16 protein-coding genes are annotated in these 16,826 nt (G+C 42.3%); 11 read left to right on the plus strand and 5 right to left on the minus strand.

The window, feature by feature from the left end; genetic code table 11:
* Positions 1–62 precede the first annotated feature (62 nt).
* From OCV88_RS04680 to OCV88_RS04715, 8 genes are read left to right on the plus strand one after another with little or no spacing between them, the layout of a single operon-like run.
* Positions 63–635 (plus strand): MT-A70 family methyltransferase, encoded by a 573-nt coding sequence (locus OCV88_RS04680; RefSeq protein ID WP_044947645.1) that lies wholly within the window; start codon positions 63–65, stop codon positions 633–635.
* Positions 628–1,464 carry a VirB6/TrbL-like conjugal transfer protein, CD1112 family gene (locus OCV88_RS04685; RefSeq protein WP_044947526.1) on the plus strand — a complete coding sequence of 279 codons (837 nt, stop codon included), beginning with the start codon at positions 628–630 and terminating at the stop codon, positions 1,462–1,464. The genes OCV88_RS04680 and OCV88_RS04685 overlap by 8 nt, the downstream gene beginning before the upstream one ends.
* A gap of 13 nt (positions 1,465–1,477) precedes the next feature.
* Positions 1,478–1,918 (plus strand): PrgI family protein, encoded by a 441-nt coding sequence (locus OCV88_RS04690; RefSeq protein WP_008816798.1) that lies wholly within the window; start codon positions 1,478–1,480, stop codon positions 1,916–1,918.
* Positions 1,915–4,248 carry a VirB4-like conjugal transfer ATPase, CD1110 family gene (locus tag OCV88_RS04695; protein WP_008816797.1) on the plus strand — a complete coding sequence of 778 codons (2,334 nt, stop codon included), beginning with the start codon at positions 1,915–1,917 and terminating at the stop codon, positions 4,246–4,248. The genes OCV88_RS04690 and OCV88_RS04695 overlap by 4 nt, the downstream gene beginning before the upstream one ends.
* 5 nt (positions 4,249–4,253) lie before the next feature.
* On the plus strand, positions 4,254–5,054 hold the full coding sequence (locus OCV88_RS04700) for a DNA-methyltransferase (RefSeq protein ID WP_008816796.1): 801 nt from the start codon (positions 4,254–4,256) through the stop codon (positions 5,052–5,054).
* Entirely contained in the window at positions 5,047–5,451 is a 405-nt protein-coding gene (locus OCV88_RS04705) for a DUF6075 family protein (RefSeq protein ID WP_008816795.1), read from the plus strand. Before OCV88_RS04700 ends, OCV88_RS04705 begins: the two co-directional genes overlap by 8 nt.
* 14 nt (positions 5,452–5,465) lie before the next feature.
* Positions 5,466–6,239 (plus strand): class B sortase, encoded by a 774-nt coding sequence (gene srtB / locus OCV88_RS04710; RefSeq protein ID WP_008816794.1) that lies wholly within the window; start codon positions 5,466–5,468, stop codon positions 6,237–6,239.
* Between the two features lie 33 nt (positions 6,240–6,272).
* Complete coding sequence (locus tag OCV88_RS04715) at positions 6,273–8,036, plus strand: lysozyme family protein (protein WP_008816793.1); 1,764 nt, start codon at positions 6,273–6,275, stop codon at positions 8,034–8,036.
* Positions 8,037–8,063: 27 nt separating this feature from the next.
* On the opposite strand, the gene OCV88_RS04720 is transcribed toward OCV88_RS04715, so the two are convergent.
* The 5 genes from OCV88_RS04720 to OCV88_RS04740 all read right to left on the minus strand — a co-directional run bounded on the left by OCV88_RS04720 (position 8,064) and on the right by OCV88_RS04740 (position 11,978).
* Positions 8,064–8,423: a helix-turn-helix transcriptional regulator gene (locus OCV88_RS04720; RefSeq protein ID WP_004607553.1), complete on the minus strand. Its 360-nt coding sequence runs from the start codon at positions 8,421–8,423 to the stop codon at positions 8,064–8,066.
* Positions 8,424–8,918: 495 nt separating this feature from the next.
* A complete protein-coding gene (locus OCV88_RS04725; protein WP_158424445.1) occupies positions 8,919–9,137 on the minus strand; it encodes a hypothetical protein in 219 nt (72 codons plus the stop codon).
* 19 nt (positions 9,138–9,156) lie between these two features.
* Positions 9,157–10,629, minus strand: a complete 1,473-nt coding sequence (locus OCV88_RS04730; RefSeq protein ID WP_158424446.1) for an ABC transporter ATP-binding protein — start codon at positions 10,627–10,629, stop codon at positions 9,157–9,159.
* A gap of 15 nt (positions 10,630–10,644) precedes the next feature.
* A complete protein-coding gene (locus OCV88_RS04735) occupies positions 10,645–11,367 on the minus strand; it encodes an energy-coupling factor transporter transmembrane component T (protein WP_008816789.1) in 723 nt (240 codons plus the stop codon).
* 11 nt (positions 11,368–11,378) lie between these two features.
* Entirely contained in the window at positions 11,379–11,978 is a 600-nt protein-coding gene (locus OCV88_RS04740) for an MptD family putative ECF transporter S component (protein ID WP_262359013.1), read from the minus strand.
* A gap of 168 nt (positions 11,979–12,146) precedes the next feature.
* Here OCV88_RS04740 and OCV88_RS04745 point away from each other — a divergent pair, with 168 nt between their 5' ends.
* The 3 genes from OCV88_RS04745 to OCV88_RS04755 all read left to right on the plus strand — a co-directional run bounded on the left by OCV88_RS04745 (position 12,147) and on the right by OCV88_RS04755 (position 16,817).
* Positions 12,147–13,112 (plus strand): helix-turn-helix domain-containing protein, encoded by a 966-nt coding sequence (locus tag OCV88_RS04745; protein ID WP_008816787.1) that lies wholly within the window; start codon positions 12,147–12,149, stop codon positions 13,110–13,112.
* A gap of 179 nt (positions 13,113–13,291) precedes the next feature.
* Complete coding sequence (locus tag OCV88_RS04750; protein ID WP_008816786.1) at positions 13,292–15,088, plus strand: ABC transporter ATP-binding protein; 1,797 nt, start codon at positions 13,292–13,294, stop codon at positions 15,086–15,088.
* Complete coding sequence (locus OCV88_RS04755) at positions 15,078–16,817, plus strand: ABC transporter ATP-binding protein (protein ID WP_008816785.1); 1,740 nt, start codon at positions 15,078–15,080, stop codon at positions 16,815–16,817. Before OCV88_RS04750 ends, OCV88_RS04755 begins: the two co-directional genes overlap by 11 nt.
* Positions 16,818–16,826: the final 9 nt, after the last annotated feature.

A 16,826-nucleotide genomic window follows, 5' to 3' on the forward strand; every position in this document is an offset into this window, starting at 1 on the left:
GCGGCAGAAATGCTCCCACTGTCTGTTTTATGACAAGAAAGGTGGTTGAATCTATCGAGAATATAAAAAAATATGGCATCATTTACGCCGATCCACCGTGGCACTACAACCAAAAAAATCTTTCTGGAGCAGCAGAACATCATTACCGCACCATGAGCATCGAAGAAATCTGTAAGCTGAAAGTGGCAGAAGTAGCCGATCAACATTGTGTCCTGTTTTTATGGGCGACATTTCCTCAATTACCCGAAGCCTTAAAGGTAATCAAAGCATGGGGCTTTCAATATAAAACAGTTGCATTTGTTTGGCTAAAACAGAACAAAAGTGGAAAAGGATGGTTCTTCGGTCTTGGATTTTGGACAAGAGGAAATGCGGAAATCTGCCTGCTCGCCACAAAAGGAAAACCTCGCAGACAATCAAACCGTATCCATCAGTTTATTATCAGCCCTTTGCGTGAGCATAGTCAGAAACCGGATGAAGTCCGAGAGAAAATCGTTGCGCTGATGGGCGACCTGCCGCGATTGGAATTGTTTGCCCGCCAAAAAACAGATGGTTGGGATGTGTGGGGCAACGAGGTTGTAAGTGATGTTGAAATCAGCAGTTATGCAGAGAAAACAGGAGGTGGTTTATGTGTCTGATAACTGGGTCGTACAGAATCTTGAAAATGCCCTGAACACATGGAATGAAAAGTTAGCCGAGATATGGCAGCTTATTACCCAGTCACCGGAGCAGTTCAAAGGCGGTACGATATGGTCTGTTATCCTGAATATCCACGGCGCACTGCAGGCAATCGGGCTTGCCCTGCTGGTGCTGTTCTTTGTCGTTGGTGTCATGCGTACCTGCGGCAATTTTGCAGAAGTCAAAAAGCCGGAACATGCTTTGAAGCTGTTTATCCGTTTCGCCCTTGCAAAAGGAGTCGTCACCTATGGCTTAGAGCTGATGATGGCTCTCTTTAACATCGTTCAGGGTGTGGTTTCCACGATTATGAATGCCGCTGGATTTGGCTCTGCCACACAAACGGTACTGCCGCAGGAAATCGTCACAGCCGTTGAGGACTGTGGCTTTTTTGAGAGCATCCCCCTCTGGGCAGTCACATTGATCGGCGGTCTGTTTATTACGATACTGTCGTTCATTATGATTATGTCTGTCTATGGCAGATTTTTTAAACTGTATCTCTATACGGCGATTGCGCCTATCCCTCTTTCCACTTTTGCAGGGGAACCGAGTCAGAGTGTTGGCAAGAGCTTTATCAAAAGCTATGCCGCTGTCTGCCTGGAAGGTGCGATCATAGTGCTTGCCTGCATCATCTTTTCCCTGTTTGCAGCGGCTCCACCGGCAGTCAACCCGGATGCGGCAGCGGTATCTATGGTATGGAGCTACATCGGGGAACTGGTATTCAATATGCTCGTCTTAGTCGGTGCGGTCAAAATGGCTGACCGTGTTGTACGGGAAATGATGGGCTTATAAAGGAGGTATCCATTTGGAAGTAAAGATCAATAAAGAAATCCGTAACTATACGGAAAGCATGTTTTTTGGACTGTCATTAAGGCAGTTCATTTTTTCTGTCCTTGCCTGCGGTGTTGCGGTAGGCTTGTATTTCCTTCTCCGTCCATACTTTGGCATGGAAACCCTTAGCTGGGTATGTATTTTAGGGGCCTTCCCCTTTGCGGCCATGGGCTTTATCAAATATAACGGCATGACCGCAGAACAGTTTGTCTGGGCATGGTTTAAATCCGAATTTCTGATGCCAAAGAAACTGATGTTCCGGCCAGACAATCTTTATTACGAAGCCATGAAGTCCAACATCGAAGCAAGAGAAAAAGGACTTCCTGTCGTTCCCAAGAAACAGAGACGAAAAGAGCGAAAGGAGAAAAAACAGGATAAGAAGAAAACGAAAAAGAATAAAGGAGGCGCAGCATGATTAAAACACTGAGAACCCTGTTCAAGCAGGATAAGGAAAAATTTGTGGTGCCAAAGTCGGTACAGAATGTCATTCCCATTTATACCATCTGGGAAGATGGCATTTTCCTTGTGGGCAGGAATAAATACGCAAAGACCTTTAAATTTGAGGACATCAATTATGCCGTGGCCAGCCGTGAGGACAAGGAAGCCATGTTTCTGGAATACTCTGAACTGCTCAATGCTTTTGACAGCGGCGCTACCACAAAGCTCACCATCAATAACCGCCGTCTGAACCGGGTGGATTTTGAGCAGACCATCCTGATCCCTATGGCGGAGGACGGTCTGGATAAGTACCGTAAGGAGTACAACAAGATGCTGCTGGATAAGGCAACCGGAGCAAACTCTATCGTGCAGGACAAATATGTGACTATTTCTGTGTGCAAAAAGAATATCGAAGAAGCACGGAACTATTTTGCCCGTGTGGGTGCCGACCTTGTCACTCATTTTTCCCGCCTGGGCGCACGATGCGTGGAACTGGAAGCGGAAGAAAAACTCCGTATCTTCCACGACTTCTACCGTACCGGCGAAGAAACCGCTTTTACCTTCGATATGGTACAGAGTATGCGCAAAGGCCATGATTTCAAAGACTTTATCTGCCCGGACACCTTTGAGTTTGAAAAGGACTGCTTCCGTATGGGAGATCGATACGGGCGTGTGATCTTCCTGAGAGAATACGCTGCCTATATCAAAGACAGCATGGTAGCGGAGCTTTGTGAGCTGAACCGCAACATGATGCTGTCCATTGATGTTGTCCCGGTTCCCACAGATGAAGCGGTGCGGGAAGTGGAAAACAGGCTGCTCGGTGTCGAAACCAATATCACGAACTGGCAGAGAAAACAGAATCAGAACAATAACTTCTCGGCAGTTGTCCCTTATGACCTTGAGCAGCAGCGCAAGGAAAGCAAGGAATTTCTGGACGACCTGACAACCCGTGACCAGCGAATGATGTTTGCGGTGCTGACACTGGTGCATACCGCAGAAACCAAAGAACAGCTGGACAGCGATACGGAAGCCCTGCTGACCACAGCCAGAAAGCATTTGTGTCAGTTTGCGGTGCTGAAATATCAGCAGATGGACGGACTGAACACGGCGCTGCCGTTTGGTGTGCGTAAGATCGATGCCCTGCGCACGCTGACCACGGAAAGCCTTGCCGTATTTATTCCGTTCCGGGTACAGGAGATTTACCACAAGGACGGTATATATTACGGGCAGAATGTGATCAGCAAGAACATGATTATTGCCAACCGCCGCCATCTGCTCAATGGCAACTCCTTTATTCTCGGTGTGTCTGGTGCCGGTAAATCCTTTACGGCAAAAGAAGAAATGACCAATATCATCCTCACAGATCCCAATGCGGATGTCATTATTATCGATCCTGAACGGGAATATTCCCCGCTGGTCAAGGCCATGCAGGGCGAAGTCATCCACATTTCTGCGACCAGTGAAAACCACATCAATGCAATGGATATGAACTCCGATTACGGTGACGGCGCAAACCCGGTCATTCTGAAATCGGAGTTTATTTTGTCTCTCTGTGAACAGCTCATTGGCGGTACAAGTTTGGGAGCAAAACAGAAATCCATTATTGACCGTTGTACGGCCAGTGTTTACCGCCACTATCAGCAGGGTAATTATCAGGGTGTCCCGCCCACTTTGCAGGACTTCCGTGAAGAACTGCTCAAACAGAATGAGCCGGAGGCGCAGGAAATCGCCCTTGCCATTGAGCTGTTTACCGATGGCAGCCTGAACACCTTTGCCAAGAACACCAATGTGGATACCCACAGCCGTCTGATCTGTTATGACATTCTGGATCTGGGCAAACAGTTACAGCCGATTGGTATGCTGGTTGTCCTTGACAGTATCTTAAACCGCATTACGCAGAACAGAGCCAAGGGCAGGAACACGTTCATTTTCATTGATGAAATCTATCTCCTGTTCCAGCATGAATACTCGGCAAACTTCCTCTTTACCCTTTGGAAGCGTGTGCGTAAATATGGTGCGTACTGTACCGGTATCACACAGAATGTAGACGACCTTTTGCAGAGCCATACCGCAAGGACAATGCTTGCCAACTCTGAATTTATCATCATGCTCAATCAGGCGTCTACGGACAGGATTGAGCTTGCCAAGCTTTTGAACATCTCTGACCTTCAGATGGGCTATATCACCAATGTCGGTGCAGGACAGGGACTTTTGAAGGTAGGCAGTTCCCTTGTGCCATTTGTCAATAAATTCCCGCATAACACCGAACTGTATAAACTGATGACGACCAAGTTTGGAGAGGTATAAGGAAAGTGAGAGAGGAGACAGAGTGTTTAGATCTGCGCAATCAAATTTACTGTATGGATTGTATGGAGCTGATGGCGCATATCCCGGATAACTTTGTGTCACTGATCCTGACCGATCCGCCCTATGGCATCGCATACCAGAACCATTTTGCCAGACAGCCCCATGAAATATTGGATGGGGATCACGGGATTGATTATGAACGCTTTGCGTGGGAAAGTTACCGCATTTTGCGGGACAATTCCCACGCTTATTTTTTTACCCGGTTTGACTGCTATTCTTTTCATTACGACTGTCTGCGAAAAGCAGGATTTACGGTAAAAAACTGTCTGGTGGTGGAGAAAGGGACACTGGGCGGCATCGGTGATCTGAAAGGCAGCTATGCCAATAATTCAGAATGGATCATTTTCTGTCAGAAAGGACGGCGATTGTTTCAGCAGACACAATTACTGGAGAACCGTAAAAAAGAAGGCACACAGTTCCATAAAGGCAGAGAACCGAGTAAGAAATACAAGACGAGGTTCCCTGCCTGTTGGTTTGGAGAGGAATATCCCAAGGCAACCTACAATGCCACATGGCAGAAGAAACATGGCATTTACCATCCAACCGTAAAAAATGTGGAGTTTTTGTCGTGGCTAATCCAGATTTCCAGTACCAGAAAGGAACTGGTCTTTGACGGTTTTATGGGGACTGGAAGCACTGCTTTGGCTGCCTTGGCAAACGACAGGGATTATTTAGGTGCAGAGATCAATGAGGCATATTTTAAGATTGCGAAAAAACGGATAAAGGAGGTATTTTCAAATGTCTAATATTCAATTTCGCTCCGCAGAGCATAGAGATTTCTTTCTGGAAAACATGAATAAGTGCAGAGTCAACGACAGCTATCACCGGGCATTTTTCTATGTCATGGGGATTGCTTCGGAAACAAGGGCAAATATCAACCAGATGTTTGACTTTAAGAATGATTGTATCGAGCCGGATGGGATGCACGGTGGATGGCAGACCAGTGGAACCGTTAAGGTCTGCCGCCTCGCCTTTAATCTCTGGAATGGGTACACCGACATGAACAGCCCCCAGTCTTTTACACCGGAAGATCTGTTCTGCTGTGAGTTTGCCCCCTACTTCATGGAGGGCATCAAGGTCAGGTATCCCGAATATTGCAGGGATCTTCCCGCACCCAGAAAACAAAACGAATTATCACGCTAAGAAAGGAGAAACCCATGAAAAAATATCAATCTATGATCTGTCTGATTGCCGCTGTGTGCCTTTTAGGTACGGCGGCATTTTCTGTTTATCACATCTATGATCATTACGCACAGTTGGACGAGCAGACCGAAGTATTTGATGAGATTGCAGAAGTGGTGGCACAGGCTCCCGATGAAGAACCGGTTCCTGATGATGTTCCCGTCAGCGAAGGCCAAGATGTTCTGTCCAAATACAAGGAGCTGTATTTGCAGAATGAAGATATGGTGGGCTGGATTTCCATTTCCGGCACAACCATTAACTACCCTGTTATGCAGACAAAGGATGAACCGAATTACTATCTTAAACACAATTTTGAGAAGCAGTACAGTGATTTAGGTACTCCGTATATTCAGGAAAACTGTGATCTGCTTACCAGTGATAATCTGATCATTTACGGGCATCACATCAGTGGCAACCGCATGTTTGGAGCTTTGGAGGATTATAAATCCAAGAGTTTTTATGAGGAACACAAAACCATTCAGTTTGATACCCTGACAGAACAGGCAGAGTATGAGATCGTTGCTGTATTTAAGACAGTCGCTTACAGCTCCAGCGGCTATCGCTATTATGATTTTGTAAATGCGGAGAATGAGGAAGAATTTAATGCCTATATCAAAACGTGTAAAGAGCTTGCCCTATACGATACGGGTGTTACCGCAGACTATGGCGACAGGCTGATTACCCTTTCTACCTGTGAGTATTCGGCTACAAATGGCAGGCTTGTTGTGGTGGCAAAAAGGACTGCATAAGTAAGGTACAGCTTCTAAGAAAGGAGGGCTTCTATGGCAGATATTAAAACCAGGGATGCAGTCAAAGGTACGATTAAGACCATAGATAAAGCCGCCGTTGCTTCAGAGCGTATGAAAGCTGCCTATGCAAAGACAAAGGAGAAAGCGGAAGAAGGATATTACGCCAACGAAGGTTCTGCTACGGAATATGCTGCGGATAAGATCTCCTATGCTTCTGACCGGGTAAAAGATGAGGGTATCCATCAGTTCAATAAGCAAGGGCAAAAAAGCGCTAAGACTACCAAAGACAATATCGTTAAGGTAAAGGACAAAATGGCTGATTTTAAGCAGAAGCGGGCCGCCAAAGCTGCTGAGCAAAGGTCAGCAAGGAATGTGTCTGGACAGAACGGCTTGCAGATCCATCGTGGAACTGCAGGTCGTTCTCCTGTTTCAGATGCTTCTGTCCAGACCATAAAAACAGCAACAGATACCAAAAGAACGATTAAGCAGTCTGCCAGAAGTGCAGGAAAAACCGTCAAGACAGCGGCAAAAGGCTCTGTAAAAACAACCGAAAGAAGCGTAAAAACAGCACAGGTGACTTCTAAAGCGGCCATAAAGACCACTCAGCAGGCCACCAAAACAGCACAGGCTGCGGCAAAGGCTTCAGCGAAAACCGCACAGAAAGCAGCGCAGGCGGCAAGAGCATCCGCAAAGGCATCTGCGGTGGCTGCTAAAACAACCGTCAAAGCCACCATAGCGGCTGTCAAAGCAATCATTGCAGGAACAAAAGCATTGATAGCAGCGATTGTTGCAGGCGGCTGGATCGCAGTAGTGATTATTCTGATCGTGGTATTGCTTGGTTGTGCGATCTCTCTGTTTGGCGGAGGCAGTGAAAGCACTTCTTATACTCCGGTCAGTGCCGAGGTAGAAGCCTATGAACCGCTGATCCAGAAATATGCAAAGCAGCATGGGATTCCTGAATATGTAGAGCTTATCAAGGCGGTCATGATGCAGGAGTCTGGAGGACGGGGAAATGACCCCATGCAGGCATCGGAATGTGGGTATAACACACAGTACCCAAATACACCGAATGGCATTACAGACCCGGAATATTCCATCAATGTCGGTATCCAGAATTTAGCTGCCTGTCTGAATGCCGCACAAGTGGAAAATCCCGTTGACATGGATCGGATCAAACTGGCCCTGCAGGGATATAACTTTGGAAATGGCTATATTTCATGGGCGCAGACCAATTACGGCGGCTACACTTATGCCAATGCGGTTGAGTTTTCTACGATACAAGCAGAGCGATTGGGATGGGACAGCTACGGGGATACCCAATATGTTTCTCATGTACTGCGCTATTATCCCTTCGGACGGGTATTTACCGGCGGTGGTAATCAGGCAATCGTGGAAGTTGCCCTGACGCAGCTTGGCAATGAGGGCGGACAGCCCTACTGGTCATGGTATGGTTTCAGCAGTCGTGAAGAATGGTGCGCCTGCTTTGTTTCATGGTGTGCAGAACAGTGTGGCTATATCGAAGGTGGATTTATCCCGAAATTTGCAGGATGCGTCAGCGGCGCAAACTGGTTTAAAGAACGGAACCAATGGCAGGACAGAAACTATGAGCCTACGGCGGGAGATATTATTTTCTTCGATTGGGAAGGCGATGGTTCAACCGACCATGTAGGTATTGTAGAGAAATGCGAAAACGGAGTTGTCTACACCGTAGAAGGAAATTCCGGTGATGCGGTAAAACAGAGACAATATACGGTTGGAAGCAGCTCCATCTATGGATATGGTGTTCCAGCCTATTAAAAATCAGCAAAAGAAAACCAGAGGATTTTATTCCTCTGGCTCTTTTGCCATACATAGCCCGTTCACAGTTGCTTCTATAACGGACAGTTCTCTATCATTGAGTTTGTCGAGCTGTGCGTCTAAACGTCTGCGGACGGAACTTTTCTTCACTTCTTTTTCAGGAAATATGTATTCATCAACAGACACATCGAACATGGTAATCAGTTGAATAAACAGCTCAATACTGGGATGTTGTCCCTCGTTCTCAATGGACTGAATGTGTCGTGGAGCATATCCAATGATCCCGGCAAGCTGCTCCCTTGTCATTCCTCTGGCTTCACGGGCTTTTTTGATCGCCTGTCCAATGGGCATAAAATCAAAGTCAAAATCGTTGTTTCTTTCGTCCATAAGCTCACCACCTTGCAGCAATATAATGTTACTTTTATATTGTACAGAGGTCATAGTTCTTATGAAACGATGTGAAATTTCCTGTAATAAGAGATTTTATATCTTATATATAGAGATGAAATCTCAGATTCTCAATGTTCTATTTCATAAATTAAAGGGATTTTGTTTGGAAACAAAATCCCTCGCATTTTTTCACCTGTTGATTTTAACCATCTAATAGAAATTTGATGGTTAATCTGAAATTCTTCTAATATTTAGAGCGTTTATATTCTAATAAATATCATCAAAAAAATCATACAAGCAACCACCTTGACTTTGCAAAATCGTTGCCCATTTATGTTGTCTGACTCGTATAAATAGTTGTTATTGGAAAAGCTGTATCTTAATATCGGTTATATCTCCTGCACCAGTTACAAGTATAATTGCTACTACATCGCCTTGTTCCAAATCGGATAGATTACTCACTTCATTGCCGAGAACAACACTTGTTTCTGCCTATACATCGTATCGGACAATATCGCGTTCGTTTAAAGAAAGCTTCTCAACAGATATCATGCTTGGTGTAATCTCTTGAACTTCCGCATAAAAGGTATATATATCCATTGGCGAAATCTGCCCTGTACTGTTTTTTAAACGGTTATAAGCGACTTTATAACCAACAAAATAACTGACTATTACCAGCTTATAGTATTCTGCTTTATCGAATCGAGTCATTGGCATCATTCAGTCGTATTTATACCATAAAAAAATTTTTTATTTTATCAATTAGCAAACCTTGTAACCATCCTGTTTCAATAATTCTGCCTTCTTCCATAAATACAAGATAATCACAGCACTGTTCGATGAGTTCCGGGTCGTGTGTTATTATAAACTGGGTTTTCCCCTTTGCTTTCATATTTTTTATTGCCTCGGCAACATCTATCATCCTTGTATAGTCTAATCCGCTAGTTGGTTCATCATATACTAAAATTTGCTTATCTGATGCTAGTGCACATGCAACAGACACTCTTTGTTTTTGCCCACCAGAAAGCGACATGGGATGAACATCTTGATATTGCTCCAAATTTAGTGAAGTTAGAATTTGATCAACTTTTTCTTTTTTTGATTTTTCCTCCTCATTACTTTTTTCCATAGATAAAAGAAGCTCATCTAATACACTTTCAGTAAAAAGCTGATGATTAACATCTTGCATTACGAGGTAACAAGTTTTGATACGTTCTTTCCAGTTTAGAACACATCCATTAAATGTCATTGTACCGCTTGTTTTCTTTTCCAAGCCACACATACATCTGCCAAAAGTTGACTTACCTGCTCCATTTTTTCCTATCACCGCCACGACACTTCCGCACGGGATTGATAAAGATGGAATATCAAGATTTTTCTCTCTTTCGTAGGCAAAAGAAAAATCTTTGAAATAGATAACTTCTTCCTTTTTGACTGTATTGGAATATAATTTATCAAAAGATACTGTCCGTGATCTTAATCCCATTTTAGCCAGAATATCGTCAGGAATTGTTAAAAATTCCTGAATAGAAATATCCTGTTCAATGAAACCATTTTTAACATAAACTACACGATCAACAATATCCATAAGCCAATAGAGCCTATGTTCAGCTATGACGATTGTACATCCAGCTTCTTTCCACTGTTTTATGACTCCAGCCAACTCATAGATTGCTTCGATATCCAAGTTGGAAGATGGCTCATCCATGACCAGAATTTGAGGAAAGAGTGTTGCCACAGAAGCACAAGCAATCTTTTGTTTTTGTCCTCCAGATAGAGCAAATAAACTTTTTCCAAGTAAAGGAGTTAGTTTTAGTTTATCTACAATTTCTTCAAAACGCTGATATATGTTTTCCTTTTCCATTCCAATATTTTCGCAAGCAAAAACAATTTCTGAATCCGTTTGCACAGTGTAAAACTGCGATTTGGGATTTTGAAAAACGGAGCCAACAAAAGGGGTTAGTTCGTAAAGCTCACTTTTCTTTGTATTAAATCCGCAAACGGTAATATCACCAGAAAGTTCTCCCTCATAAAAATTGGGAATTAAGCCGTTAATCATTCGCGACAATGTTGTTTTTCCACATCCAGAGCTACCACAAAGTAGTACTACCTGCCCCCTAGGAATCTGTAGATTAATATTATGTACTCCGGCGTCGGACTTCGCATGGTTATATACAAAGTCTACCTGTTCCAATTTTATCATTAAAAGCACCAACTCCTATTTGTAAATTATAAAAACAATAATGCAGCATATAGTGGCAAAGAAAGCAATTCCATCTCTCCAAGTAAAGCCAATGGGGCAGACATTCGTTCTTTTAACTGGTGAGTTCAATCCTCTTGTGAGCGCTGAAGCTGCTAGATCATTTCCTATAGAGACGATGCTTGTTAAAAAAGGTACCATACGGTATTCAAGCATTTTCATAGGGTTTCTTATGGAACCCACTTCACGCATCACCATAGCATCTTTCACATGTCCATATTCTTCGATAATAGTTGGAAAAAAACGAAACAATACAGAAAAGGGCATGGATATTTTTTTTGTTACATGCATCCGATCCATAGCGGCAACAAACTCGCTTACAGTTGTGCTTACAATTAGGAAATATGCCATCATCATTCCAGGTAAAATTTGTGTAAAGAGCGCAATCATTCCTGTAAACAGAACATTAATGATATTAGGCAAGTATGGAATCAATAGTTTTGGCACTAATGCTGAAAACAAATACATCCCCAAGTAATAGACCGCCATTTTATATTTTTTTAATACTACCAAAAAAATCAACGGTAATATTGCAAAGAGTAGATGCATTGTTTCAATAATCGGTGAATCTGAAGGCACCAACATGATAGATGATACTGTAAGGCACAAAAAAATTTTTGTTCGTGGGTCTAAATAGAGTTGCTTTGCTTTTGCTGTCGTATCGTAAATATCACTTATCATAATGTCACCGTTTACACTAAACCACTTTTTTCAAAATGCTTTTTCATTACTGATTTTCCAATCAGACCACCGATAATGCCAGCAATAAAACCGCCGATCACCATTACTGGGAAAACCCATCCAGTAGTCAATGCACCATGTACTGTATTTACATAAGTATCTCCATAGGTGACAGCTGTTTGAGAAAGCCAATCTTCGCTGGCAGAAATCCAGTGGATGTAGTTCCCGCAGATACAGGTGGATAAAATACCATAGCAGATAACGGCCATCTTTCTACTTGAATATTTGGTAGCTTTAAATAGTAGTTCGCAAATAATGCCAACAACAACACCCCAAATTAAAAGGTCATACCCCATGCCTGTTAGGATCATTACAAGACCAAATAGAATTTCAAAAATCAGAAGCATACCAGCCTTTTTTACTTTTGTAAAATACAGCATCATAGGAATACCGCCGATTATTGGGAGAATAATTGGCAACAGTATAAAGCCAATAGGGATTAATCCTACAGTACAAGCAATCACGATAACAATTACCATGTAAATTGCTGTAAAAATCCCAATGTTAATAAAGTCTTTTCCGTTGAGTTTCTCTTTTTTGTTTTGCATCATGTCTCCTCCATTGCAATATAAGTTTTTTTGTGTTACCATGAGTTAGATATAGCTAACCGCTCCGCATAAATTATACAGCGTCTTGCCTTGAAAACAATAGGAAAAACATTGGTTTGGCTGATTTCAAAAGCGATTTGGTCGATTTCAAAAAAAGGAAGGTGATATGTTGTGGATGCTAGATTTGAACAACTTTGTTTAGGGCATTTACCGCAATTAGGGTTAAGACCTGCATGTAAAGGGCAGGAAGTTAAAAATGGTATTGGTTTTACTTTTGTGCCAGATTCAGAAATTGGAGAAGGATATTTATGGACATACCCTATCAATTCTACATGTTCATTGACTATTTATGATATTATTTTTCATCAGGACATGTCTTTTCGCTACCATCATCCAGCTGCGCTTACGATTGCTGTTAGTTCACCGGGGAGTATAGAGCCTGTATTTACAAAGACATGTTGTAATCCTGAAAATCTCGTGGGTTATTATTTAGATGAAGGAATTTTTTCGCATACCGTTCCTAAGGGAACACCTGTGAGGAGTATTGGACTGGGATTAATGCCGGAATTTTGGGAACAGCAGTTACCCCGATTATTGGAACAAGATACATCTCAGGTGTTAAGTGCTGCTTGTTTATTAGATGGCACATTTTCAATTCCTGAGGTTGAACTATTGCTTCATCAAATGGCTTCTTATGTGCCAAAAGCTGGAACTGCATCTTTGAGATACGAATCGAAAATCTTGGATCTCATAGCCGCTCTTTTGGAATGGAATATCTTATCTTTATCCATTCCAGCCGTTCAGAGTATTTCTGCAAGCGATCAGGAAGTTATTCAAAACTTGAAGCATTATCTGAGACAAAATTATTCCGCTCAAATTGACTTACAAAGATTAGCGCAAATGTGTTATATGAGCAAATCGAAATTGACATTTCTTTTTCGCAAAATGTGTGGAATGACAATCTATGATTTTATTTTGTCCTGTCGAATCGAACGGGCAAAAGAATTATTGGCTGATCGGAAAAAAAAGATTAGTGAGATAGCATTTTCAGTTGGATATGAACACCCAAGCAGTTTTTCTGTTGCTTTTCATCGAAAAACCGGTTTAACTCCAAATGAGTTTAGAAACAGTATCTAAAACAATGAATAAAATTTTATTGGGCTGTCGTAGCGCATACGGCAGTTCTTTTTTTGCAATCGTACAAATGTGTTTGGCTATATTCCAGAGTTGAACAAAAAGGATTGAACTTTCCAAACGCTGACAGTATTATCGGGTTAGTTAAAACGAACCACAATAAATAAGTAGGAGGTAATCTGATGTCCCAAAAGAATAAATCAGGAATTGCAAGACTGTTAGAATTTGGAGGTCGCTACCGCTATCTTACAGTCATAGCTTGTATTTTATCTGGAATAAGTTCAATACTTATGCTTTGTCCATTTTTATGTTTCTGGATGGTTTTGCGAGATGTATTTGCCGTGTTACCAGATTTAAGTAAAGTGAATGTACAAGCCATATCAAATTATGGATGGATGGCACTTGCTTTAGCAGTAAGTGGGTTTATATTCTATGCATTGGCGCTTCTTTTTTCACATTTGGGAGCCTTTCATACAGCTAAAAATATGCAATCTCTGATTCTGCATCACTTGGCAACCCTTCCATTAGGATTTTTTTCACAGAACAGTAGTGGAAAACTCAGGAAAATTATAAACGAAAATACATCTCAAACAGAGAATTTTCTGGCTCACCAACTTCCTGATATGACAGGTTCTGTTGTAACAGCAGTGACTATGTTGGTGATGCTTTTGTTTTTCGATTGGCGACTAGGAGGTCTTTGTATTTTGCTGTTAGTTGTTGGTTTTACTGTACAGATGCTGATGACCAACGAAAAGTCTATGTCCTATATGCGCCAGTATCAGGATGCTTCGGAGCAAATGAACAACGAAGCTGTAGAATATGTTAGGGGTATTCCTGTTGTTAAAGTGTTTCAACAAACAATCTATTCTTTTAAAAGTTTTTACGCTGCTATCATGCACTATAAGAACAATGTAACCGAATATGCCCTTTCCTGCCAAGGACCAATGGTAGCTTTCAATGTTATTATCAATGCCTCTTTTGCCGTACTAATTCCAGCAGGGATTCTGTTAATTAGACCGGATAATTACAAAAGTTTTTTACTGGATCTTGTCTTTTATATGATGTTCGCATCTGGAAGTGCTGCTATTTTGAATAAGATACTTTTTTCCGGTACACATCGAATGATGGCACAAGAAGCAGTTCGGCGAATTGATATGTTGTTAGATGAGATTCCGGTGGTTGAAACAACTTTGGCACAGATTCCAGACCGCAACGATGTGGAGTTTAAGGATGTGACATTCACATATCCTGGTAATAAATTCCCGGCACTTTCACATTTAAATTTACATGTACAGGAAGGAAAAACAGTAGCTCTGGTTGGAGCGTCTGGGAGCGGAAAAACTACCGCAGCAACATTGATTCCTCGATTTTGGGATCCACAGGAAGGTATTGTTAGTATCGGTGGTGTTCCTGTTACAGAAATCACAAAAAAGGATTTGATGAACCGTATCGCATTTGTGTTCCAAGATACTAAACTTTTGAAAGTTAGCATTTTGGAAAATATGCGTGCAGCTCGTCCAGATGCAACAAAGGAACAGGTGTTGAACGCACTTCACAATGCCCAATGTGATGATATTATAGAAAAATTCCCACAAGGAGTAGATACCATTTTGGGAACAAAGGGGATTTATCTTTCTGGCGGTGAACAACAGCGTCTCGCGCTGGCGCGGGCTATTCTTAAAGATGCCCCTATCATTTTACTGGACGAGGCTACTGCCTTCGCAGATCCGGAAAATGAATATAAAATCCAACTGGCTTTTGAACATTTGACTCGTGGGAAAACTGTGTTGATGATTGCGCACAGACTGCCTACCATTCAAAATGCCGATGAGATTTTAGTGCTAAATAAAGGAACTGTAGTTGAAAGAGGAACCCATAATGCTCTGATGGCTCAGGGTGGGATTTACGCAACTATGTGGAAAGATTATCAGACCTCAATAGCATGGAATATCGGAAAGGGGGAATATCATGCTTCGTAATCTCTTTGCCCTGACAGAACAGGGTGCAAAAGATATGAAAAAAGGTATTATTGCTTCAATTTTTTCTTCTCTTAGTCTAATGTTTCCTATGGGATTACTGCTTATGCTTGTTATGCAACTGCTTCAACCCTTGTTAGGTATTGAGGCTGATGGGCCTTCACTGAAATTATACTCTGTTCTGTGTATAGGATTACTTATAATTATTTTCTTAACACACTATGTCCAATATCGTTGTACGTACATCGCAGCCTATGCCGAAAGCGCTCAACGCCGAATCGGTCTTGCAGAAAAACTGAGGACGTTGCCGTTGTCTTTTTTTGGCAAACGAGATCTTTCTGATTTGACAACAACCATGATGAGTGACTGCAGCGATTTGGAAAGGGTCTTTGCCTATACTATCCCGCAGATTTTTGGTACGGCAATTAGTTGTTTAATTGTTTGTCTATGTTTGTTTTTTATAGACTGGCGCATGGCTCTGGCCATCCTTTCTCCCTTTATTCTGGCTATTATAGTTCTCATTGGGAGTAAGCGGCTTCAGAACCGAATGGATCTCAAAAAAATGCAATCTAAGCTGGATGCGGCAGATAGTATTCAAGAATTTTTAGAAAGCATCCGCGATTTACAGGCAAACAATCAAGAGGAAGAATATCTGGCCGGTCTGGATCAAAAACTGGAAAAAATTGTCCATACCTCAATACGTTATGAGATGACTAGCGGCTTAATGATCACATCAGCCCAAATGATTTTACGCTTTGGTTTCCCTGTTACAGTATTAGTAGGAACATTACTGCTCAGTCAAGGACATTTAAGCCTGTTCCTATTTCTTATGTTTCTGGTAACAGCTTCTCGTATTTATGACCCACTCAGTGGTGTGATGATGCAGCTTAGTGAAATATTCAATGCTATGCTCCAGCTTCAGCGGATGAAAGCTATCGAAAAAGAGCCAGAACAAACTGGCACCACTCAATATTCCACTAAGGGGTATGACATTTCTTTTTCTCATGTGGGATTCAGCTACCAAGATGGCGAAGATGTATTGACCGATGTAACATTCACTGCTAAGCAAGGGGAAGTGACTGCATTGGTAGGGCCTTCTGGCGGTGGAAAAAGTACAACAGCGAAACTGGCTGCCCGTTTTTGGGACATTCAAAAAGGCTCTATCACTATCGGCGGTACAGACATTTCAAAAATCGACCCAGAAACACTGCTTAAAGACTATGCCATTGTATTCCAAGATGTGGTACTATTCAACGATACCATTATGGGAAATATCCGTTTGGGGCGCAAGGATGCCACCAATGAGGAAATTTTAGCTGCTGCCAGAGCTGCTCAGTGTGATGAGTTTGTTCAGCAATTGCCAGAAGGCTACCAGACAGTTGTGGGTGAAAACGGCTCAACTCTGTCTGGTGGAGAACGTCAGCGTATCTCCATCGCCCGCGCTTTATTAAAAAATGCCCCCGTTGTCTTACTGGATGAAGCGACGGCATCCTTGGACGTAGAAAATGAAACCAGCCTTCAAACTGCGCTCTCTGCCCTACTTAAAGAAAAGACTGTTTTAATAATTGCGCATCGAATGCGCACTGTAATGGGGGCAGATCACGTAGTTGTACTTGCTGATGGACATGTAGCGGAGGAAGGAACACCAAAACAATTATTGGATCAAGGAAGAATATTTCGCCACATGGTCGAACTTCAACAAGAATCTTCAAATTGGAAAATTAGCTCATAAAGGAGAACC

Origin of the sequence: Brotonthovivens ammoniilytica (assembly GCF_025566885.1) — a bacterium.
Taxonomy (GTDB): Bacteria; Bacillota; Clostridia; order Lachnospirales; family Lachnospiraceae; genus Brotonthovivens; species Brotonthovivens ammoniilytica.